Origin of the sequence: Clostridium sp. AF32-12BH, assembly GCF_003477935.1 — a bacterium.
In the GTDB taxonomy this organism is placed as follows: Bacteria; Bacillota; Clostridia; order Lachnospirales; family Lachnospiraceae; genus Brotaphodocola.
In genome coordinates, this window is record NZ_QUEH01000012.1 from 98031 (window position 1) to 120603 (window position 22573).

Annotated in this window: 17 protein-coding genes; 15 read left to right on the forward strand and 2 right to left on the reverse strand. The window is 48.3% G+C overall.

What is annotated here, in order from left to right; all coding sequences use genetic code 11:
- Positions 1-47 precede the first annotated feature (47 nt).
- Complete coding sequence (gene ftsH / locus DWZ40_RS12940; protein ID WP_118543426.1) at positions 48-2150, forward strand: ATP-dependent zinc metalloprotease FtsH; 2103 nt, start codon at positions 48-50, stop codon at positions 2148-2150.
- 85 nt (positions 2151-2235) lie between these two features.
- Here the strand turns inward: ftsH and DWZ40_RS12945 are convergent, their stop codons facing one another.
- Entirely contained in the window at positions 2236-2673 is a 438-nt protein-coding gene (locus tag DWZ40_RS12945) for a hypothetical protein (protein ID WP_118543427.1), read from the reverse strand.
- A 147-nt stretch (positions 2674-2820) separates the two neighbouring features.
- Between DWZ40_RS12945 and addB the strand changes: the two genes are divergently transcribed.
- The 6 genes from addB (at position 2821) to DWZ40_RS12975 (ending at position 13545) form a co-directional block, all read left to right on the forward strand.
- Positions 2821-6381 (forward strand): helicase-exonuclease AddAB subunit AddB, encoded by a 3561-nt coding sequence (gene addB / locus DWZ40_RS12950; RefSeq protein ID WP_118543428.1) that lies wholly within the window; start codon positions 2821-2823, stop codon positions 6379-6381.
- The gene (addA, locus tag DWZ40_RS12955; RefSeq protein ID WP_118543457.1) at positions 6363-10049 is read left to right on the forward strand and encodes a helicase-exonuclease AddAB subunit AddA; all 3687 of its coding nucleotides are present in this window, start codon (positions 6363-6365) and stop codon (positions 10047-10049) included. The genes addB and addA overlap by 19 nt, the downstream gene beginning before the upstream one ends.
- Positions 10050-10233: 184 nt before the next feature.
- Complete coding sequence (locus DWZ40_RS12960; RefSeq protein WP_118543429.1) at positions 10234-11601, forward strand: MATE family efflux transporter; 1368 nt, start codon at positions 10234-10236, stop codon at positions 11599-11601.
- Between the two features lie 6 nt (positions 11602-11607).
- Positions 11608-11799 (forward strand): DUF6472 family protein, encoded by a 192-nt coding sequence (locus DWZ40_RS12965; protein WP_118543430.1) that lies wholly within the window; start codon positions 11608-11610, stop codon positions 11797-11799.
- A gap of 39 nt (positions 11800-11838) precedes the next feature.
- Positions 11839-12090, forward strand: a complete 252-nt coding sequence (locus tag DWZ40_RS12970; RefSeq protein WP_118543431.1) for a DUF4321 domain-containing protein — start codon at positions 11839-11841, stop codon at positions 12088-12090.
- A gap of 78 nt (positions 12091-12168) precedes the next feature.
- A complete protein-coding gene (locus DWZ40_RS12975) occupies positions 12169-13545 on the forward strand; it encodes an MATE family efflux transporter (protein WP_118543432.1) in 1377 nt (458 codons plus the stop codon).
- A gap of 12 nt (positions 13546-13557) precedes the next feature.
- Here DWZ40_RS12975 and DWZ40_RS12980 read toward each other — a convergent pair whose 3' ends face one another.
- Positions 13558-14121 carry a hypothetical protein gene (locus DWZ40_RS12980; RefSeq protein WP_347560085.1) on the reverse strand — a complete coding sequence of 188 codons (564 nt, stop codon included), beginning with the start codon at positions 14119-14121 and terminating at the stop codon, positions 13558-13560.
- A 158-nt stretch (positions 14122-14279) separates the two neighbouring features.
- On the opposite strand from DWZ40_RS12980, the gene yqeC reads away from it, so the two are divergent.
- From yqeC to DWZ40_RS13025, 8 genes are all read left to right on the forward strand, one after another.
- Positions 14280-15185, forward strand: a complete 906-nt coding sequence (gene yqeC / locus DWZ40_RS12985; RefSeq protein ID WP_118543434.1) for a selenium cofactor biosynthesis protein YqeC — start codon at positions 14280-14282, stop codon at positions 15183-15185.
- Positions 15186-15257: 72 nt separating this feature from the next.
- Positions 15258-16706 (forward strand): selenium-dependent molybdenum cofactor biosynthesis protein YqeB, encoded by a 1449-nt coding sequence (yqeB, locus tag DWZ40_RS12990; protein WP_243035332.1) that lies wholly within the window; start codon positions 15258-15260, stop codon positions 16704-16706.
- A 22-nt stretch (positions 16707-16728) separates the two neighbouring features.
- The gene (locus DWZ40_RS12995; protein WP_118543435.1) at positions 16729-17358 is read left to right on the forward strand and encodes a hypothetical protein; all 630 of its coding nucleotides are present in this window, start codon (positions 16729-16731) and stop codon (positions 17356-17358) included.
- Entirely contained in the window at positions 17359-17847 is a 489-nt protein-coding gene (locus tag DWZ40_RS13000) for a dihydrofolate reductase (protein ID WP_118543436.1), read from the forward strand.
- 145 nt (positions 17848-17992) lie between these two features.
- The gene (locus DWZ40_RS13005; protein WP_118543437.1) at positions 17993-18877 is read left to right on the forward strand and encodes a sulfide/dihydroorotate dehydrogenase-like FAD/NAD-binding protein; all 885 of its coding nucleotides are present in this window, start codon (positions 17993-17995) and stop codon (positions 18875-18877) included.
- A gap of 150 nt (positions 18878-19027) precedes the next feature.
- Positions 19028-20416 (forward strand): NADPH-dependent glutamate synthase, encoded by a 1389-nt coding sequence (gene gltA, locus DWZ40_RS13015; RefSeq protein ID WP_118543439.1) that lies wholly within the window; start codon positions 19028-19030, stop codon positions 20414-20416.
- Between the two features lie 334 nt (positions 20417-20750).
- Entirely contained in the window at positions 20751-21443 is a 693-nt protein-coding gene (locus DWZ40_RS13020) for a hypothetical protein (protein ID WP_118530060.1), read from the forward strand.
- Positions 21444-21461: 18 nt separating this feature from the next.
- A complete protein-coding gene (locus tag DWZ40_RS13025; protein WP_118543440.1) occupies positions 21462-22472 on the forward strand; it encodes a GGGtGRT protein in 1011 nt (336 codons plus the stop codon).
- Positions 22473-22573: the final 101 nt, after the last annotated feature.

A 22573-nucleotide genomic window follows, 5' to 3' on the forward strand; every position in this document is an offset into this window, starting at 1 on the left:
AAATGGCATTTTATTGCTTAAATAAAGAAACAGGAGAATGACCGTTTATGGATAATCAGCAGAATAAACAGCCGCAAAACGGCGACAACGGAAATAATGGCGGTAATGGCAAATTTCCAAAAAACCAGCTTCTCATTGTCCTGATCGCGGCTTTTATTACGTTTGCGATCGCAGGTTTTATGAGAGGGTATATGGCAGACAAGAGCCAGAAAGAAATCACGTACGACGAATTCATATCAGAAGTGGAGCATGGAGACGTCAAAGCCGTCACGATCAAAAACACCCAGATTGACATTCAGTATAAGGAAGATTCCAAGCAGTTCAATCCGATTTTAAAAACTTATACCGTGCCAGTTGAGCGGGATTACAGACTGGCAGACCGGTTGCTTGAAAGTGGGGTAGAAATCCGCAGGGAACGTCAGGACAGCATGGCGATGATGGAATCTCTGCTTAGTTTTGTGCTTCCATTTGTGCTGATCGTCATCATGATGAATTTCATGATGAAGCGTATGGGCGGTGTCGGAAAGAGTACCGCGAAAATGTATATGCAGAAAGAAACAGGTGTCACTTTTGCGGATGTAGCCGGAGAAGATGAGGCGAAAGAGTCCCTGGTGGAACTGGTCGACTTTCTTCACAATCCGGGCAAGTATACGCATATCGGTGCGAAACTGCCAAAGGGTGCGTTGCTTGTGGGACCTCCCGGAACCGGTAAAACCTTATTGGCGAAAGCTGTGGCGGGCGAGGCAGAAGTTCCGTTCTTCTTCCTTTCTGGTTCTGACTTTATGGAGATGTATGTTGGTGTCGGAGCGTCCCGTGTCCGCAGCCTGTTCAAACAGGCTCAGCAGAACTCCCCGTGCATTATCTTTATCGATGAGATTGATTCTATCGGCCGGAGCCGAAGCGGCGGAAGCGGCGGCGGAGAGTCGGAGCAGCAGCAGACTTTAAACCAGCTTCTTTCCGAGATGGATGGTATGGATACCTCGAAGGGACTTCTGATTCTGGCGGCAACCAACCGTCCGGAGGTTCTGGATCCGGCGCTTTTAAGACCGGGACGTTTTGACCGCCGTGTCATTGTGGACCGCCCGGATTTGAAAGGCCGTGTGGAGATTTTAAAGGTGCATGCCAAGAATGTGGCGCTGGATGAAACAGTAGATCTGCATGCGATTGCACTGGCAACTGCGGGTGCGGTAGGTTCTGATCTGGCGAACATGATCAATGAGGCAGCAATTCTGGCAGTCAAGAATGGCAGGTCAGCGGTATGCCAGAAAGATTTGTTTGAGGCAGTGGAAGTTGTCCTTGTGGGAAAAGAAAAGAAAGACCGGGTACTCAGCAAAGAGGAACGGAGTATTGTTTCCTATCATGAAGTTGGTCATGCTCTGGTCAGTGCTTTGCAGAAAGACGCAGAGCCGGTACAGAAGATCACTATTGTGCCGAGGACCATGGGAGCACTTGGCTATGTGCTGAATGTTCCGGAGGAAGAGAAGTATTTAAACAGCAAGAAAGAACTGCAGGCGCAGATCGTAGTATTTCTGGCAGGCCGTGCTGCAGAGGAAATCGTATTCCAGTCCGTGACAACCGGTGCCGCGAATGATATTGAGAAAGCAACCAGTATCGCGCGTGCCATGGTGACCCAGTACGGAATGTCCGAGAAATTTGGATTAATGGGAATCGCAAAACAGCAGGACCGTTATCTTTCCGGCCGTGCGGTTATGGACTGCGGCGAGGCAACCGCTGCAGCAGTTGATGATGAGGTAATGCGGATCTTAAAAGATTCTTATGAAGAAGCCAAGCGGCTGCTTCTGGAAAACCGTGAAGTACTGGATCAGATCGCAGCATTCCTGATCGAGAAAGAAACCATTACTGGAAAAGAGTTTATGCAGATTTTCCGTAAGTGCAAGGGAATTCCGGAGCCGGAAGAAAGCGCGGCAGAAGGAAGTATGGCAGAAACTTCGGAAGCGCATGCAGAAAGCAAAACGGAAGAAAGCGCGGCAGAAGCTTGCGAAGTGAATGCAGAAAGCAAAACGGAAGAAAGTACGGCAGAAGCTTGCGAAGTGAATGCGGAAAGCAAGACAGAAGAAAGTACAGCAGAAGTTTCGGAAGCGAATGCGGAAAACGAAGCAGAAGAAAATACGGACGCGAAAAACGAATAAAAGTCCGGTAAAGAAAACAGCGGACGTGTCATTGGCGTTTTCTGAAAGGGTATAAAAGCTGAGTACAGAGAGACCAGGTTCCTGGTCAGTCTCTGCACTCAGCTTTTTTCAGCGCCTTTTTTATGGTATTTAAAAGAACCTGGGAGGTGTAGCGGTTTTCTTCCGGGTAAGACAGGTTTTCCAAAGACTGGGATTCCAGAATCTGGCCGGTCAGATTGCTTAAGGACGGCTGCATCAGCGGATACATGGTTGTGACAGCCTCACTTAATGGTATCATGGTGATGGATGTGATCTGGTCTTTGTCGACAGCTACTTCGACATTGATTTCCTGTGATCCGAGTATAAGGGCAGAAGTGTAAACACCAGGTATGTACGGTGCACTTGCAGATGCCGGTGCAGTTTCTTTTTTCGGGCGGAACATGACGAGGAGCAGCAGGATCAGAAGGATCCCGAGGCCAATGAAAATCGCAGTGTAGATGATTTCCTTCATTCTCAGGACAACGATTTTGGTTTTGGAACTCATGGGAGACCTCCGGGAGTGTTTGGTATAATCTATTCTCATAGATTCGCTTTTATGATAGAATGGAGGAAACGTTATGGTATATGGCAGGAAATTTCTGAACGGAACTTCTGCACAATACAGTTGTTATAACAGGAAAGGATACACAACATGGCATTGCAGTTGATTTTGGGCGGTTCCGGATCCGGAAAAACCACCTATTTATATGATGAAATAATCCGTATGTCTATGGAGCATCCCGGGCAGCAGTTCTTTCTGATCGTGCCGGAGCAGTTCACCATGCAGACACAGAAGGATATTGTGACCAGACATCCAAACCATGGCACCATGAATATAGATATTGTCAGTTTTGCAAGACTGGCTTACCGGATTTTTGAAGAACTGGCAGTCGAAAATCTTTCTGTGCTGGATGACATGGGAAAATCCATGGTGCTTCGGAAAGTTGCGGCGGCGCAGAAACGGCAGCTGATCCTGTTTGGCGGGCAGTTAAACAAATCTGGTTTTGTGGGACAGTTAAAGTCCATGCTGTCGGAGTTTTACCAGTATGGAATTGCGCCGGATGCTTTGCGTGAGATGGCACCATCTGCAAAATCTCCGCTTTTAAGACAGAAGCTGGAAGACCTCGCACTGGTAGAGCAGAGCTTTCAGGAATATATTGAGGGGCATTACATTACCACGGAACAGGTTCTGGATGTGCTTTGCCGACTGTTACCGGAATCAAAACTGATCCGAAACAGTGTGATCGCGCTGGATGGTTATACCGGTTTTACCCCGGTCCAGTACCGTATCATGGAATTATTCCTGGTGTATGCAAAGCAGGTATTTGTAACGGTGACTGCAGATGAGCACGCAGCGGTTTATGGAAATGTTGGAATTCAGAATCTGTTTTATATGAGCCGCCAGATGGCGGTACGCTTATCGGAACTTGCGGAAAAAAATCAGATTTCCAAGCTGCCGGATATCGTGTTAAAAGAGCAAAAAAAAAGGCGTTTTGCAAAAAGTCCGGAGCTTGGTTGGATGGAAGAGCATCTGTTCCGGTATGGGAAAGAAAAACGGTATGAACCTTCTGTATGCAGACCGGAGAAAGAAGACAAAACCCCTTCTGGACAGACTGCCGGGAGCCTTTCGTTTTTTCAGGCATCCAATCCATCGGGAGAAGTCAGCCGGATCGTGCATCAGATCCAGAAACTGGTGCAGGAAGGCAGGGCACGTTACCGTGAGATAGCCGTGATCACGGGCGACCTTGCCGGATATGGAAAAGAGATTGCCCACCAGTTTACGCAAAACCAGATTCCACATTTCCTGGATGATAAAAAGAACGTTCTCGATAACAGTCTGGTTGAGCTGATCCGCGCGTCACTGGAAGCAGTACGGCAGGATTTTTCTTATGAGAGTGTCATGCGCTTTCTTCGCACGGGTCTGGTGAGCCAGGACCGCACGCGGATGGACCGGCTGGAAAACTATATTCTTGCGATGGGGATCCGGGGAGGAAAACGGTACCGGGAAACCTGGGAACAGACGTACCGTGGTTCCGGGGAATTGAATATTGTGGATTTAAATGCATATAAAGAGCAGGTACTCCTGCCGCTTTTTTCGATGCAGGATACATTCCGTCAGGAAAAGCTCAGTATTGCCGGCATGACGGAAGCGGTGCTTCAGCTTCTTGAAGACTGTCATGCAGAAGAAAAGTTAAAACGTTATCAGGAGTATTTTACGAAGATTGGAGAAGACCGGCTGGCGAAAGAATACAGTCAGGTTTATGGACTGGTAACCGATATGCTCAGGCGACTTTCGGATCTGCTTGGAGAAGAAATCGTGAGCCGGAAGGACTATCTGGAGATTCTGGATGCAGGATTTGCAGAACTGAAGGTGGGCGTGATCCCGGCAGTCGCAGACCGGGTTGTGGTAGGTGACATTACCAGAACACGTCTGGCCCATATTAAGGTATTGTTTTTTGCCGGTGTGAATGACGGAATTGTTCCATCCAGAAAAGAAAGCGGAAGCCTGCTTTCGGACCGGGACCGCGAATTTTTGGGGGCGCACCATATGGAACTGGCGCCGACTGCAAGAGAAGAGAGTTTTCAGCAGAGATTTTATCTGTATCTGATGATGACAAAGCCGTCGGACCAGCTGGTTGTGTCCTGGTCGCGGACGGGTGCGGATGGAAAGAGCCGACGCCCTTCATTTCTGGTAGGAGAACTGAGAAACATGTTCCCGGATGCGCTATGGGAAGATCAGGAGACGGCCAAAGACCAGGAAATTTATTCGGTTGCGGAGGCAAAACGAAAACTGGCAGATGGTCTGGCAGCGTACCGCGACAGGAGGTTTTGCGGGACGGGTCAGAACGAAGAAGCACAGAATTCGGAAGAGCAGCGACTGGAAAAGCAGCGACTGGAAAAGCAGAATGTGGAAGCACAGGATCAGGATGGAACAGCATCGTTTTCTGAATTTCTGGAGTTGTACCGCTGGTTTGCGGGTTCCGAAATTTATAAAGAAACTTTGCAGCATCTCATGGATGCGGCATTTTTCGTATATGAGAAACAGGGAATATCCCATGCGGTTGCAAAGGCTCTGTATGGGGAAATTTTAAATGGCAGTGTGACCCGTCTGGAACAATATGCGGCCTGTGCCTACGGTCATTTCCTCAAATATGGTCTGGAACTTTTGGAACGCAAGCGTTATGAACTGGCTTCCTCTGACATCGGAACGTTGTTCCACGAATCCATTGATCTGTGTTTTTGCCAGGCAAAAGAAAGAGGCTATGACTGGCACACCATGAGTGATGAAACGCGGGATGCGCTGGTAGAAGAATGTGTGTCTGTGGTTGCAGGTAATTATGGAAACACGGTTCTGAAAAGTTCTGCCCGGAATGAATATCTGATCCGGCGTGTCGGACAGATCACCCGGCGTACGGTGTGGGCGCTGCAGCAGCAGATCCAGAAGGGCGATTTTGTCCCGGCAGGATTTGAAGTGAGCTTTTCCGCTGCGGATAATTTGAAGGCGATGAAGATCGCCCTTTCCAGCCAGGAGGCACTTCACCTCCGTGGCCGGATCGACCGCATGGATGTCTGTGAAGACGGGGAAAAGGTATATGTCAAGATTATTGACTATAAGTCCGGCAGTACGTCCTTTGACCTTCTGGCGCTGTACTATGGTTTGCAGTTACAGCTGGTTGTTTATATGGATGCGGTGACAGAGCTGGCAGAAAAACGGTATCCGGGAAAAGAAATTGTTCCGGCGGGAATTCTCTATTATAATATTGCGGATCCGCTGGTCGATAAAAAAGGAGAACCGGATCCGGAACAGATTGATGCGGAAATCTTAAAGAAGCTTCGTATGAATGGTCTGGTGAACAGCGAACTGGAGGCCGTGCAGCATCTGGATCATACGATTCAGAAAGAGTCGGATGTGATTCCGGTCGTGTTAAAGGATGGGGAAATTCAAACATCCAAGTCATCCGTGGCAGATCGGAAACGTTTTGCACGACTGAGTCAGTTTGTACATCGGAAACTAAAAGAAGCCGGGAGGGAAATCCTGGATGGAGAAATCGGTGTGGAACCTTATAAGAACGGGCAGAGAACGGCCTGTGATTATTGTCCATACCATGCGGTATGCGGCTTTGACCGGAAAACATCCGGCTATGAATTTCATAAATGGAAAAATCGGAAAACAGAAGAAATCTGGGAGGAAATATGCAGGGAGCAGGAGTAAACTGGACCAGGGAGCAGAGTCAGGTTATAGAGTGTCGCGGCAGAAACCTGTTAGTCAGCGCGGCGGCCGGGAGCGGAAAAACGGCTGTGCTGGTAGAGCGTATCATACGCATGGTGACGGAAGGGGAAAACCCGCCGGATATTGATGAACTTCTGGTTATGACTTTCACCAATGCGGCTGCAGCAGAGATGCGGGAGAGAATTGCAGCGGCAATCGATGAAAAACTAAAAGAACATCCGGAAAATGAGCATCTCCAGATGCAGGCGACACTGGTTCATCACGCTCAGATCACCACGATCGACAGCTTTTGTCTGAATGTGATCCGGGAACATTTTAATCTGCTGGATCTAGATCCGGCATTCCGGATTGGGGATGAGGGAGAACTGCTTCTGATGCGCGCCGATGTGATGGAAACGCTTCTGGAGGATGCCTATGCTTCTGGTGACAGCCGGTTTGAACGGTTTGTAGAAACCTTTGCGCAGGGAAAGACCGATGCGGGGATTGAAGATTATATCATGCAGGTTTATAACTTTTCCCAGAGTAATCCATATCCCGAACAGTGGATCGCAGACTGCAGAAAAGAACTGGTCGATGAAGAATCCGGCAGGTGGATGGAATTTTTGATTGCCGATCTGAAACGTCAGGCTCTGGAACTGAAGGTTCAGATGGAAGATGCCCGTGACATTTGTCTGGAAGATGAATTTTTATGCGCCTATGAACCGGCATTTTCGGAAGACATTGCACTTTTGAAGCGGCTTTCTGAGACGGAAACATTTGCAGAAATGCATGAAAGCCTTTCCGGCGCTTCGTTTGGACGTCTGGCTACGGTGCGCAGCAAGGAGGTGGATCCGGAGAAAAAAGCTTATGTTACCGGATGCCGGGACCGCGTGAAAACCGCCGTGAAAAAGATGAAAGAGTTATACTGCTTTGCGCCGCTAAAGCTCATGTTTGCGGACCTGGATGGGACCAGGGAAGCAACTGGTGTGCTGCTGGATTTGGCAGAACTGTTTGCGAAGCGGTTTCAGGAGAAAAAACGGGATAAAAACCTGGTAGATTTCAATGATCTGGAGCATGAAGCACTAAAAGTCCTGATCCAAATCGAAGATGGAAAGAAGGTTTATACCGATGCAGCCAATGAACTGAGCATGCAGTACCGGGAAGTTCTGGTGGACGAATATCAGGACAGTAACCTGGTTCAGGAAGAACTGTTAAAGGCAGTCTCCAGGGAGCGTTTTGGCGAACATAATGTCTTTATGGTTGGCGATGTCAAGCAGAGTATTTACCGTTTCCGCCTGGCAAGACCGGAACTGTTTCTGGAAAAGTACAGTGCCTATCCACTGGAACCGGAAGAAGACGGACCAGACCAGAAAATTGAACTGCATCAGAATTTCCGGAGCCGGGAAACCGTCCTTACCGGAATCAATGACATCTTTTTTAAGATCATGACGCAAAACCTGGGAAACATCCGCTATACGGAGGAAACGGCCTTAAACCCCGGTGTTGTTTTTGCAGAAGCAGACGAACCACAACGGATCGGAACCATTCCGGAACTGCTTATGATCAATACAGGCTCAGAAGCTCTGTTGGAGCTGGATGAGGAGGCAGCGGATTATACGGCAAAGGAACTGGAGGCAAAACTGATTGCCTCAAAAATCCGGGAAATGACAGACCCGGAGCATGGTCTTCTTGTATGGGATAAAAAATTGTCCGGAAATGGCGGTTACCGCACGGCGCAGTACCGCGATATCGTAATTTTGCTGCGCAGTACGACCGGATGGACGGAAACGTTTTTGCAGGTTCTGATGAATGAAGGCATCCCGGCGTACGCGGAATCCCGCATGGGCTATTTTAATACGCTGGAAGTGGAGACCGTACTCAGTTTGCTGGCCGTGATCGACAACCCCATGCAGGACATTCCACTGGCAGCTGTATTAAAATCCCCGGTTGTGGGAATGGGAGATGAAGAACTTGCCCAAATGATGGCAGCGTATCAAAACAGTGCCGATAAGGGGGAAGACCGCGGCATTTATGCTGCAGCCATCCGGTGGGAAAATCTGACCACATTTTTTGAAAAACTGGAGCGCTTCCGTTTCCTGGCATCCTATCTTCCAATCCATGAACTGATCTATCAGATTTATGAGGAAACCGGATATTACGATTATGTATCGGCGATGCCTGCAGGAACGACCAGATGCGCCAATCTGGACATGCTGGTAGAAAAGGCAGCGGAATATGAGAAAACGAGCTATAAAGGTCTGTTCCATTTTATCCGTTATATTGAAAACTTAAAGAAATATAATTCAGATTTCGGGGAAGCTTCCACGATGGGAGAAGAAGACAATACCGTCCGGATCATGAGCATTCACAAAAGCAAGGGACTGGAATTTCCAGTTGTATTTCTTGCGGGAATGGGAAAGAAATTTAACCGGCAGGATGTATACGGAAAAGTACTGATTGACCCGGAACTTGGAATCGCGGCAGATTATCTGGATGTCGAGAACCGGGTAAAAACACATACCATCAAGAAAAATGTCCTGCGCAGAAAAATGGAATTAGACAGCCTCGGGGAAGAACTGCGCGTTCTTTATGTAGCGATGACCCGCGCAAAAGAACAGCTGATCATGACAGGTACGGACCGGTACCTGGAAAAAACACTGGAAAAATATGGTCAGGTACCACTGGCTGATGGACAAATTCCCTATACCATTCTTTCCGGGGCCGGGTCATATCTGGACTGGATCCTGATGTGTACTGGGCGCTATGGAAATGGCCTCAGAATCAATGTGAAAGAAGTTCCTCTTTCCGAATTCATTGGAGAAGAACTGAAACAGCAGATTCTGAAAAAAGACGCAAAGCAGCAGCTTTTGGAACTGGATCTGGAACAAACCTACGACGCAGGTTTTGGCAGACGTCTCGGATCGCATTTGGATTTTTCATACCCGTATGCCGCAGATGTGAAGCTTCATGTGAAGATGTCTGTGTCAGAACTCAAAAAAATGGGGCAGATGACGGATGAAGAGGAGACAGAGCAGCTTTTTACCCCTGCTTGCCTGTGGGATGAGGGCGATTTTTGTGAATCTGGAAAACCAGACAGAGAAAATGACGGGGAACAGTGGACTACAGAACAGAAAATACGAAAAGAACAGGAAACAGCTGCAGACGGGGCATCGCGCGGAACCGCATACCACCGGGCCCTGGAACTGCTTCCGTTCGATAAGATCAGCAGTCTGACGGATGTAGAAACCTGGCTTGACCGGTTTGTGTCGGAAAAACAGTATACACAGGAAAACAGAAACCGGATTGATGGTTCGGTGATCTGGAGATTTTTGCAGTCGGAAACAGGAAAGCGCATGGCGAAAGCGCAGGCAGAAGGTACCCTTCACAAGGAGCAGCAGTTTGTTATGGGAGTTCCTGCACGGGAGATCGGACCGGTAGACAGCGATGAACTTGTGGTGATCCAGGGAATCATAGATGCTTATTTTGAGGAAGACGGCAGGCTGGTCCTGGTTGATTACAAGACAGATCACACAAGAAGCCAAAAAATCCTTCTGGACCATTATAAGCGTCAGCTGGATTATTACGAACGTGCGCTGACCCAGATGACCGGGAAAACCGTGGGGGAAAAGTGGATCTATTCCCTGACCCTGCAGCAGGCAATTCCCTGTTAGACATGGGAACAAATGTTTAGCATGCATGCGCGTACCGTTATGGATTTGAAACGAGGATGATAAATGGGAAAAATCCGGATTGCATAATTTAGAAAAAAGTGGTAGCATTTTTAGGATGCGGAAATCTGTCTGTACAGCGAAGATATGCCGCAAAAGATTCTAAAGAATGTGAGGAACTTGAATTATGATGAAAGATCTGACAGAAGGGAATCCACAAAGTCTGCTATGGCGTTTTACGATTCCCATGTTTATCAGTGTGATTTTTCAGCAGCTCTACAATATCGCGGACAGTGTGATCGCAGGCCGTTTTGCCGGTGAGGATGCGCTGGCGGCAGTTGGGGCTTCTTATCCGATCACCATGATCTTTATGGCGATCGCAGTAGGCAGCAACATTGGATGTTCCGTAGTTATATCCCAGTTTTTCGGAGCAAAGCGGTATGAGCAGATGAAAACATCGGTATATACAACCCTGATCTCTGCTACCGTGCTTTCTGTCGTTCTGACGGTATTGGGACTTCTTGGTAGCCGTGCACTGATGCGCATGATCCAGACGCCGGAAAACATTTTCAGCCTTGGTGATCTGTATCTGCGGATTTATATTGGCGGTTTTGCATTTTTGTTTTTGTACAACGTGGCAACTGGCATCTTTACTTCCCTGGGAGATTCCAAAACTCCGCTTTATTTTCTGATTGGATCCTCTCTTGGAAACATTGTTCTGGATTACTGGTTTGTAGCCGGTCTGCACTGGGGCGTAGCCGGTGTGGCGTGGGCAACTTTTATTGCGCAGGGGATTGCCTGTGTTCTTGCGCTGTTTACGATGGCAGCCAGACTGAAACAGATTCAGACCGAAAAGAAGGCAGCTTACTTTTCTGCTGATATGTTAAAGCGGATTGCCCGGATTGCGGTTCCGAGTATCCTGCAGCAGAGCTTTGTGTCCGTTGGAAATATCTTTGTGCAGGGACTGATCAATTCCTTTGGTTCTTCTGTCATTGCCGGTTATTCCGCGGCAATTAAGTTAAATACCTTTACCATCACCAGTTTTACGACGCTTGGAAATGGCATTTCCAGTTTTACTGCCCAGAATATTGGAGCGGGCAAGGTTGACCGTGTGAAACAAGGCATGCGCGGCGGTGTCAGAATGGGACTTCTTCTGGCGGTTCCGTTTATTGTTGCGTTCTTTGGTTTTGGGCGTCTGATGATGTCTCTGTTTATGCAGGAAGACAGCGCAGTGGCCATGGAAACCGGTATTCAGTTTTTGCGGATCGTATCACCGTTTTATCTGGTGATTGCTTTAAAACTGGCATCAGATGGTATGCTCCGCGGGGCAGGCGCTATGAAAGAGTTTATGCTGGCTACGTTTTCAGATCTGATCCTCCGGGTAGTCCTTTCGTTCGTATTTGCCTCCTTCCTTGGCGTAACAGGGGTATGGCTTTCCTGGCCGTTTGGATGGAGCGTAGGAAGCATTTTGTCATTGTGGTGCAACCGCAGTGTAACAAAACGCATGGAAAAAAGTTTTGCAGGTTATTCTGGAAAGCCGGTGGGAAAGGAATAAACAAATATGAAAAAAAAGAAACAGCAGGGAAGCTGCGAAAGCTGTATGTATTATGAGTATGATGAAGATTACGAGTGTTACGTGTGCGAGGTGAATCTGGACGAAGATGAGATGGCACGTTTTATGGAGGATAAGTTTTATGACTGCCCGTATTACCGCCTTGGAGATGAGTATATGATCGTGCGCAAACAGATGTGATCGTGATTGCCTGGAACATAGGATAAAGGGGGACATACAATGAAAAACAAAAATTTATGGATTTTACTTTTGCTGCTTTTGGCTGGCATTGTACTTGGTGGCTTTTTAGGGGAAGCAACCAAGTCCATCAGCCTGCTTTCCTGGATGAATTTCGGACAATCCTTTGGGTTGGATACACCGTTGGTTTTAAATCTCGGGGTGCTGGTGATTACCTTTGGACTGACGATCCGCATTACGATGGCCAGTATCATTGGTGTAGCGATCGCACTTTTGATTTACCGTTACCTGTAAAACGGATTTGCAATATTGTATATTGAGGCGGCATCTGTGGCGTATATGCCGTTTGTATGAGAAAATTGGAGAAGAATGATGGAAGAGGAAGCAAAAAAGACGGGGAAAACCTATGAAATGGATATGTGCAGCGGATCGCTTTTCCCAAAGATCATCACATTTGCGGTGCCGCTGATCCTTTCCGGTATCCTGCAGCTGTTGTTCAATGCGGCAGATATTATTGTGGTGGGACATTTTGCAGGAAGGGAGTCTCTGGCAGCAGTTGGTTCGACAACAGCGCTGATCAATCTGCTGATCAATGTGTTTGTAGGGCTTTCCATAGGTGCCAATGTGTTGGTGGCCCAGTATTCCGGAGCACAAAAGTTCAAAGATCTGGAGGAAACCGTACATACGGCTATGATGATTGCCCTGGCAGGCGGAATCCTGCTGATTTTTGTTGGGGTGTGCTTTTCTGGTCCGATGCTGACACTGATGGGAACACCGGACGATGTGCTTATGCTTGCAGCCCTGTATTTAAAGATTTATTTTATCGGTATGCCGGCAAATCTGGTCTATAACTTTGGCAGTGCGATTTTAAGGGCAGTGGGGGATACAAAAAGACCGCTTTATTTTCTGTTGTTTGCAGGCGCGGTCAATGTGGTTTTAAATCTCTTTTTTGTGATTGCCTTATCGATGGGCGTGGCAGGAGTTGCGACAGCAACCGTTGTTTCAGAATGTATTTCTGCAGTGCTGATCGTGCGGTGCCTGGCGCATTCGGATGCTGCATACCGTCTTTCACGCAGCAAAATGAAACTGACCGAATCGAAAGTAAAACTGATCATGAAGATCGGGCTGCCCGCTGGTTTCCAGGGTGCAATTTTTTCCGTATCGAATGTACTTATTCAGTCTTCGATCAATTCGTTTGGTTCCATTGCCATGGCAGGAAGCACTGCATCGGCAAATGTAGAAGGTTTTGTATACAATGCCATGAATGCGGTTTACCAGACTGCGCTTAGTTTCACCAGTCAGAACTATGGTGCCGGAAAGATGAAACGCGTGACAAAAATCCTGTTGTATTGCCTTGGGGTAGTGATCGTGGTAGGAGTGGTAATGGGCGGAGGAGCCGTAATGATCGGACCGAAACTTCTGCAGATTTATTCCTCAGATCCGGAAGTGATTTCCTATGGAATGATGCGCATGCGGATCATCAACGGAACTTATTTCCTGTGTGGAATCATGGATACGATGGTAGGCGGTTTAAGAGGGCTCGGTTATTCCGTGATTCCTATGTTTGTGTCGCTGACCGGTGCCTGCCTGTTTCGGGTGTTCTGGATCTTTACGATATTTGCCATGCACCGGACACTGACAACACTCTATATCTCGTATCCGGTCAGCTGGATCATCACATTTACCGCACATATTATCTGTTATATCGTAATTCGCAGAAGGATGGCGGCAAAGCGAAAAAATCAGTAAGCATAGGACCAGTTATTCGTCGGCTGCTCTTGACAGAAACCAATGAGATAATCTGCGAAATATCAGGTGCAGTAAGGCAGCGCCGATGCAGATTGTGACCAGGTAAAGAAAATTGGCAGGCAGAATGCCGATATGCAAAGCAATCTCATGAAAAATCGGCTGAGTGCTGGGATAATACGGAGAAATGTAGAACATATCGGCCTGTCCATGACCCGGAGCCAGAATATTGATCAAAAAAGCAAGCACACAGCTTGCAAAAAAGATCGGAAGTGTCCGGGCATATCCTTTCCAGCTTAAATCAGAGCGGCCAATGATAAAAACAAAAATACCGATGCATACTAAAAGAAGATGCCATACGTAGCCGTGCAGCGTCAGGGTCCAGTGGATGCCGCGAAAACCTTCTGACACGATTAAAGCAGCCAGTCCGCCAAGCAGGTTAAAATCCTGCAGAAAGGTACAGATGGCTGTTTTTTTCGACCCTTTTTTCAAAAAAGGCAAAACCAGGCACAGATACATAGGAAGACTGCAGAGCTGGAAGGGAAAATACCACCAGTCGTAATGTCTGTGATCAATCATAAAATACAAAAAGAGTTGTTTGTACGCTTCTGTCAGAAGAAGAAAAAGACCGCAGAAACATAAAATCCGGTCATATGTCCTGTCCGAAAGAGCGTGAAAATGATATAATCGTTTCATAACAGGATTTAGTATAGCACGTTGGGGGAGAAAGAACAAGAATGGAGCAAAAACAGATGGCAGACCAGATGGCAGATACTGTCATGGCAGAGCGCTGGGAGCCAGAAACAGGAAAATTCAGAAAAACGGAAAACCTGCTTTCGGCATTTGGGTTTTCAGAATGGGAAACAATGCCGCGGGTCATTTCTTTTGTTGGGGCAGGCGGAAAGACCAGCACCATGTATGATCTGGCAAGGGAACTTGCAGCAAATGGTGCGCGGGTTCTGGTCACGACCAGTACCCATATTTTCAAGCCGGAACGGTATAACGTGGAAGTAGTTTCAAAACTTGCAGATCTTCCTGGGGAAAAATCCGGGTATTTTGGAGCAGACGCAGAGTCGGAATTGAAAAAAACAGAAATGACACGGCATGAATCAGAAAATCATGCAGCAGTTGGTAAAATCCTGGTTGCGGGAAAACAGGCGCAGGGAGCGGGAATGGAGGAAAAGCTTACCATGCCAGAGGACCTGGGAGATGAGTCTGTGATGAAACGTCTGCTGAGTCATTTTGATGTGATCCTGATCGAGGCAGATGGTTCCAAGCGGCTGCCATTTAAAATTCCATCGGAAACGGAGCCAGTTTTGATCCCGCAGACAGGTATGGTTGTGGCATGTGCCGGATTGAAAGCAGGAGGCAAAACGTTTGCGGATGTCTGCTTCCGTTTTGCTTCCCATGGAGCATGGCTGAAGCGAAAGGAAACCGATATTGTGACAGCAGAAGATATCGCCCTGGTTTTCATGGATGAGCGTGGAAGCCGAAAAGGTCTGGATGGGAGGTATTACCGAATCCTGTTGAACCAGTCCGATGGTGAAGCGGAGAAAAAGCTTTCCGAATCCATTGTTGCTGTTTTGCCGGAAAATCTGCAGAGAGTCTGCATTCGGACAACACGGATGGCGCAAGAAGAATAAAAACAGGTGTTATGAGGGGTTGTGCATGACCTGCACAAATTTGAAAGAATCATACAAGGAGAAGGAAATAAGATGAATACAATGAAAAAAACAGAAACGGCTGCAGAAACGACGAGAACTGCAGGCATGAGGAGGGTTCTGATCAAAGGTTCCGGCGATCTGGCCAGCGGCATTGCGCTGCGCCTTTACCGTGCCGGATTCCAGATCCTTATGACCGAGATTGCCGTGCCGACAACGGTGCGCCGCACAGTCGCTTTTTCTCCGGCTGTGTATCTGGGACGGATGCAGGTGGAAGATGTCACCGGAGTGCTGTGTGATTCGGTGGACATGGCAGAAAAAGAAATCGGGAATGGAAATATCGCAGTCATGGTAGATGAGCATGCAGACTGTATCCGGGAGTTTCAGCCGGATGTGCTGGTCGATGCCATTCTGGCAAAGCGAAATCTTGGAACGCACATGACAGATGCACCATTTGTGATCGGAGTAGGTCCTGGATTTACGGCTGGAGAGGACTGTCACTGCGTCGTAGAGACGAAGCGCGGGCACTACCTGGGGCGGTGCATCTGGTCTGGCAGTGCCATTCCCAATACCGGGATTCCGGGCCTGATCGGCGGATACGGGCTGGAGCGTCTGATCAAAGCACCTGCAGACGGAACATTCCGTGGATGCGTCGAAATTGGCGCAGAAGTGAAAGCTGGAGACATTGTCGGATATGTGGATGAAACACCGGTAAAGGTTCAGATCGACGGTGTGGTACGAGGATTATTGCAGGACGGAGTGAACGTGACGACCGGTATGAAATCTGGCGATGTCGATCCGCGGTGTGAAGTGAAGCATTGCTTTACCGTGTCCGACAAAGCCTCCGCAATCGGAGGCGGTGTGCTGGAGGCAATTTTGAACCATCAGTATCAGCCTTATGCGCATATGCCGGTTGCCATGGTGCTGCTTGCCGCAGGAGACAGCCGGAGATTTGGGGATGGAGATAACAAGCTTCTTACCATGGTGGGAGATAAACCGATGTACCGTCATGTGGCAGACGAGGTAAATATGGTCACGCCAGACTGTTTTGCAAAGAAAATCGTAGTCAGCCAGTATGATGAAATTTTACAAGATCTGAAACAGGACGGGTTTGAGGCAGTGAAAAATACCGAAAGCATTCTTGGAATTTCGCATTCCATCCATCTTGCGCTGGAGCAGATTCCGGAACATTATGCAGTCTGTTTCTCGGTCTGCGACCAGCCGTGGCTGACAGGGGAAACGATAAAGGGGCTGGTATCCGCGTTTCGCAAAAACAGAAAAGGCATTGCCTGTGTGACGTGGCAAGAACAAGACGGAAATCCGGTCTTGTTTGCACCGGAGTACCGGAATGAATTGTTAAAGCTGACGGGAGATGTGGGTGGTAAGAGGATCCTTCTGGTTCATCTGGAAGACGTGATCCGCTACCCGGCAAATAACAGCCGGGAACTGGCAGATGTTGACGAGAAATCCCAGCTTTGTTATAATCAAGAACGATTGAGTTGAAACCATAAGGAAGGAATAGAGAATGATTAAATTAGAACGTACCAGCGTCATGAATCTGGAAAATGCCATGCGTGGGGCACGCAATCCCATGAACAGCTGGGACCGGATGGACAGCTTCTATGACGAAGACGGAAATTATGTGCTGGGACCAAATGATCTGGGCTTGGCAAAGCGTCTGCGCCGTGCCGGAAGCGACCATCGCAAATATATTCGTCAGGTGTTCGTTTCGGTAGATATTACGGCACCGATGTACTGGTGGAAAGAGTACGATACTTATAAAGTGGCCACAGTAGCAAACTCGACCAGCACCATGCATAAGATCCACAGCAAGCCATTCGAACTGGATGATTTCAGCCACGATCATCTGACACCGGAGAGTGAAGCCTATATGCAGACCATCGTGGATCATCTGGAAACCATCCGTTTAAAGTATGTGGAAACAAAGGACAAGGCGTACTGGTATGATATGATCCAGCTTCTGCCGTCCAGCTATAACCAGATGCGGACCTGCACTTTAAACTATGAGACACTGATCAACATTTATTTTGCCAGAAAGAACCATAAACTGGATGAATGGCACACCTTCTGTGACTGGATCAGGACACTGCCTTACGCAAAAGAACTGATCCTGGCAGAGGAAGAGGAGGCTTAAGTGAAACTGATTGCAGCGGTAGATAAAAACTGGGCGATCGGAAATAAGGGGCAGCTCCTTGTATCCATTCCCCAGGATCAGAAAATGTTCCGGGATCAGACACTCGGAAAGGTCATCGTGATGGGGCGCAAAACCCTGGAAAGCCTGCCTGGCGGACAGCCGCTTTATGGCCGGACCAACATTGTGCTGAGCACAGATCCGGCATATCAGGTAAAAGGGGCAACGGTCTGTCATAGCCTTGAGGAAGTGCAGGACCTGCTTACAGCGTATCATTCTGACGATGTTTATATCATCGGTGGAGAAAGCATTTACCGTCAGTTCCTGCCTTTTTGCGAGGAAGCGCAGATCACCTGGATTGACTTTGCTTATGCGGCAGACACGCACTTCCCGAACTTAGATCAGGATAATTCGTGGGAACTGGCGGAGGAGAGCGACGAACAGACATATTTTGACCTTTGTTACGAATATCGACTGTACAAAAGGAAATAAATCTGTATAATATATGTTATGTTATTAACAATAATGTATTGCTATTCAAAACCAGACGTGCTAAAATACTTTTAGCACGTCTGAAAATAAGTTATATTCATGGATGGCATACAGAATTTGCAGATTGCAAAACAGGAGGAAGGAAATGTATAAGATTTTAAAAGCAGAAAAGCTTGCGGAGAAGATTTTCCTGATGGATGTGGAAGCTCCGAGAGTGGCAAGATCCTGTCAGCCGGGAGAATTTGTCATTGTAAAAATGGATGAGAAGGGAGAGCGTATCCCGCTTACCATTTGCGATTTCGACCGCGAGAAGGGCACCGTTACCATCGTGTTCCAGATCGTAGGTGCATCTACCTTAAAAATGTCTGAGTTAAAAGCAGGCGATGCATTCCAGGACTTTGTCGGACCGCTTGGTCAGCCGTCTGAGTTTGTCAAGGAAGATTTGGAAGAGGTAAAGAAACGCAAATACTTATTCGTTGCAGGCGGCGTTGGTACCGCACCGGTTTATCCGCAGGTAAAGTGGATGAAGCAGCACGGCATCGATGTCGATGTAATCGTAGGTGCAAAGAACAAAGATCTTCTGATCCTGGAAGACATGATGAAGGAGCAGGCTGGAAATCTTTACATTACCACCGATGACGGTTCCTATGTGCGCAAGGGCATGGTAACCGAAGTGATCAAAGACCTGGTAGAGAACCAGGGCAAGCAGTACGATGTATGCGTAGCCATCGGACCGATGATCATGATGAAATTCGTATGCAAACTGACCAAAGAACTGAATATCCCGACCATCGTCAGCATGAACCCGATCATGGTAGACGGAACCGGTATGTGCGGAGCATGCCGCTTAACCGTAGGTGATGAGGTGAAGTTCGCATGTGTAGACGGACCGGAGTTTGACGGTCATCTCGTGAACTTTGACGAGGCGATGAAGCGTCAGCAGATGTACAAGACCGAAGAGGGCAGAGCGATGTTAAAGGCTGTCGAGGGTGACACCCATCATGGCGGCTGCGGACAGTGCAACGGCTAATAGAAAAACGCTGAAAGCCGGAATAAGATACTGTTCACGCGTTGCGCAAACAGTGACGAAAAAGTCTGCAAACAGCTGCGGACAGGCCAAAGCAGATTCGGATTCATTAGGCAAGGCAGCAAAAAGCTGTCTGCGATCGGAGGATAAGAAATGGACGTATTAAAGAAAACTCCTGTCAGAGAGCAGGACGCAAAAGTGCGCGCTACCAACTTTGAGGAAGTGTGCTATGGATATAACAAAGAAGAGGCGATGGAAGAAGCTTCCAGATGCTTAAAGTGTAAGAACAACGCAAAGTGCATGGGCGGCTGCCCGGTTTCCATCAACATTCCTGGATTCATCAAAGAAGTAGAGGCTGGAAACTTCGAGGCTGCAGCGAATGTCATCGCTGAGTCTTCTGCACTTCCGGCAGTCTGCGGCCGTGTATGCCCGCAGGAAAGCCAGTGTGAGGGACAGTGCATCCGCGGCATCAAGGGCGAGCCGATCTCCATCGGTAAGCTGGAGCGTTTCGTGGCAGACTGGTCCAGAGAGAACGGCTTCGTTCCGAAAGCATCTGACGTAAAGAACGGCAAGAAGGTTGCAGTTGTTGGCTCCGGTCCTGCAGGTCTGACCTGTGCAGGGGATCTGGCAAAGCTTGGCTATGATGTTACGATCTTCGAGGCACTTCATGAGCCGGGCGGAGTATTGACCTATGGTATTCCGGAGTTCCGTCTCCCGAAAGAGACGGTTGTCCGCTCTGAGATTGAAAACGTAAAGAAGCTGGGCGTTAAGATCGAGACTGATGTCATCATCGGTAAGTCCGTTACCATCGACGAGCTGATGGATGAAGAGGGCTTTGAGGCAGTCTTCATTGGTTCTGGTGCAGGTCTTCCGAAATTCATGGGTATCCCAGGCGAGAACGCAAACGGCGTATTCTCCGCAAATGAGTACTTAACCAGAAACAACCTGATGAAAGCATTCCGTGAGGATTATGATACCCCGATCGTTGCAGGCAAGAAAGTAGCCGTTGTCGGCGGCGGAAACGTAGCCATGGATGCTGCAAGAACCGCACTGCGTCTCGGCGCTGAGGTACATATCGTATACCGCCGCAGCGAGGCAGAGCTTCCGGCGCGTGTAGAGGAAGTACACCATGCAAAAGAAGAGGGCGTTATTTTCGACCTGCTGACCAACCCGGTAGAGATTCTGACCGATGAGAACGACTGGGTAAAGGGCATCAAGGTTGTGAAAATGGAGCTTGGCGAGCCGGATGCATCCGGAAGACGCCGCCCGGTAGAAATCCCGGGTTCCGAGTATGTGATGGACGTTGATACCGTCATCATGTCTCTTGGTACCTCCCCGAACCCGCTCATTTCCTCCACCACCGAAGGACTTGAGATCAACAAGCGTAAATGTATCGTGGCGGAAGCTGCAAACGGACAGACCTCCCGTGAGGGTGTATTCGCAGGCGGCGATGCTGTAACCGGCGCAGCAACCGTAATCCTGGCTATGGAAGCAGGAAAGCACGGTGCAAAGGGCATTCACGAGTATTTAAGCAACAAATAAAAATAGAAATTCTGTGGCGTATAGGACAGGATAGCAAAGACAGGGGCATGTGAAAAAATTGTTTTTTCCATGCCCTTTTTGTGCGGAGATGGGAACGCTTTGCATGTATTCTGCAAAAAAATGGCAGACTGGATAAAAGTTGGGTGATTCTCTCATCAAATTTCTACAAAAAAATACTGGACTATTTGTCACTTTTATGAGAAAATATCATCAAGTATGGTGTGATGTTTTTGACAATCTCACAGAGCTGCCGGGTACAGGGCAGCAGCAGATTTTTGGAAACATCGTCTAGCACGTACTTTCAGGACATTACATAGTTGAAAGGAGTTTTAACATGATTTATTCACATGAAGTAGAAGAGATGTGCACAGTTGCACAGGGCGTTCATCATGGCGCTGCTCCGATCCCGGAAGAAGCAAAATGGGTACAGTCCAAACAGGTTTCCGATATTTCCGGTTTGACCCATGGTGTGGGCTGGTGTGCTCCGCAGCAGGGTGCCTGCAAGCTGACCCTGAACGTAAAAGAGGGTATTATCCAGGAGGCTCTGGTAGAGACCATTGGATGCTCCGGTATGACCCACTCCGCTGCAATGGCAGCTGAGATTCTTCCTGGCTTAACTGTTCTGGAAGCTCTGAACACCGACCTGGTATGTGACGCAATCAACACCGCTATGAGAGAGCTGTTCTTACAGATCGCATACGGCAGAACCCAGAGTGCATTCTCTGAGGATGGTCTGCCGATCGGCGCTGGCCTGGAGGACTTAGGTAAAGGTCTTCGTTCCCAGGTTGGTACCATGTACGGAACCTTAAAGAAAGGTCCTCGTTACCTGGAGATGGCTGAGGGCTATGTAACCGGTATCGCTCTGGATGCAGACGATCAGATCATTGGTTATCAGTTCGTAAGCCTTGGCAAGATGACTGACTTCATCAAGAAAGGTGACGATCCGAACACCGCTTGGGAAAAGGCAAAAGGTCAGTATGGCCGTGTTGCTGATGCAGTTAAGATCATCGACCCGAGACAGGCGTAAAGAAGGAGGACTATAATCATGGCATTATTTGAATCATATGAGAGACGTATCAAACAGATCAATGAAGCATTAAACAGCTATGGCATCGCTTCCATTGAAGAGGCAGAGAAGATCACCAAAGACGCAGGTCTTGACGTATACAAAATGATCGAGGGCATTCAGCCAATCTGCTTCGAGAACGCAAAATGGGCTTACACCGTAGGCGCAGCAATCGCAATCAAGAAAGGATGCAGAAAAGCATCTGAGGCAGCAGCAGCAATCGGCGAGGGCCTTCAGGCATTCTGTATCCCGGGTTCCGTTGCAGATACCCGTAAAGTAGGTCTTGGCCATGGTAACCTGGGCAAGATGCTTCTGGAAGAGGAGACCGAGTGCTTCGCATTCCTGGCAGGCCACGAGTCCTTCGCAGCAGCAGAGGGTGCAATCGGTATTGCTGAGAAAGCAAACAAAGTTCGTCAGAAACCGCTTCGCGTTATCTTAAACGGTCTTGGAAAAGATGCAGCTCAGATCATCGCACGTATCAACGGCTTCACCTACATCGAGACTGAGTACAACCCATACACCAACGAGGTTAAGGAAGTATTCCGTAAATCCTACTCCGAAGGTCTTCGTGCAAAAGTAAACTGCTACGGCGCAAACAGCGTTCCGGAAGGTGTTGCAATCATGTGGAAAGAGAATGTAGACGTTTCCATCACCGGTAACTCTACCAACCCGACCCGTTTCCAGCATCCGGTAGCAGGTACCTACAAGAAGGAGAGACTGGAAGCAGGCAAGAAGTACTTCTCCGTAGCTTCTGGTGGTGGTACCGGACGTACCCTGCATCCGGACAACATGGCAGCAGGCCCGGCTTCCTACGGTATGACTGATACCCTTGGTCGTATGCATTCCGATGCACAGTTCGCAGGTTCTTCTTCCGTGCCTGCTCACGTTGAGATGATGGGTCTGATCGGCGCTGGTAACAACCCGATGGTCGGCATGACCGTTGCTGTTGCAGTTGCCGTAGAGGAAGCAGCTACCGCTGGTAAATTCTAATTGAAAATGGCTTAAAATAAAGGTTTGTGAGGCTTCTTGGATTTTTCCGGGAAGCCTCTTTTTTGATTTCAAGTATGTCCAAAAATCAAAAAATCGTGTAT

Excerpts from the sequence above, each read along its gene's own strand:
- ftsH (WP_118543426.1), top strand. The coding sequence starts at position 48 with ATGGATAATCAGCAGAATAAACAGCCGCAAAACGGCGACAACGGAAAT.
- DWZ40_RS12945 (WP_118543427.1), bottom strand. The coding sequence starts at position 2,673 with ATGAGTTCCAAAACCAAAATCGTTGTCCTGAGAATGAAGGAAATCATC.
- addB (WP_118543428.1), top strand. The coding sequence starts at position 2,821 with ATGGCATTGCAGTTGATTTTGGGCGGTTCCGGATCCGGAAAAACCACC.
- addA (WP_118543457.1), top strand. The coding sequence starts at position 6,363 with ATGCAGGGAGCAGGAGTAAACTGGACCAGGGAGCAGAGTCAGGTTATA.
- DWZ40_RS12960 (WP_118543429.1), top strand. The coding sequence starts at position 10,234 with ATGATGAAAGATCTGACAGAAGGGAATCCACAAAGTCTGCTATGGCGT.
- DWZ40_RS12965 (WP_118543430.1), top strand. The coding sequence starts at position 11,608 with ATGAAAAAAAAGAAACAGCAGGGAAGCTGCGAAAGCTGTATGTATTAT.
- DWZ40_RS12970 (WP_118543431.1), top strand. The coding sequence starts at position 11,839 with ATGAAAAACAAAAATTTATGGATTTTACTTTTGCTGCTTTTGGCTGGC.
- DWZ40_RS12975 (WP_118543432.1), top strand. The coding sequence starts at position 12,169 with ATGGAAGAGGAAGCAAAAAAGACGGGGAAAACCTATGAAATGGATATG.
- DWZ40_RS12980 (WP_347560085.1), bottom strand. The coding sequence starts at position 14,121 with ATGATTGATCACAGACATTACGACTGGTGGTATTTTCCCTTCCAGCTC.
- yqeC (WP_118543434.1), top strand. The coding sequence starts at position 14,280 with ATGGAGCAAAAACAGATGGCAGACCAGATGGCAGATACTGTCATGGCA.
- yqeB (WP_243035332.1), top strand. The coding sequence starts at position 15,258 with ATGAATACAATGAAAAAAACAGAAACGGCTGCAGAAACGACGAGAACT.
- DWZ40_RS12995 (WP_118543435.1), top strand. The coding sequence starts at position 16,729 with ATGATTAAATTAGAACGTACCAGCGTCATGAATCTGGAAAATGCCATG.
- DWZ40_RS13005 (WP_118543437.1), top strand. The coding sequence starts at position 17,993 with ATGTATAAGATTTTAAAAGCAGAAAAGCTTGCGGAGAAGATTTTCCTG.
- gltA (WP_118543439.1), top strand. The coding sequence starts at position 19,028 with ATGGACGTATTAAAGAAAACTCCTGTCAGAGAGCAGGACGCAAAAGTG.
- DWZ40_RS13020 (WP_118530060.1), top strand. The coding sequence starts at position 20,751 with ATGATTTATTCACATGAAGTAGAAGAGATGTGCACAGTTGCACAGGGC.
- DWZ40_RS13025 (WP_118543440.1), top strand. The coding sequence starts at position 21,462 with ATGGCATTATTTGAATCATATGAGAGACGTATCAAACAGATCAATGAA.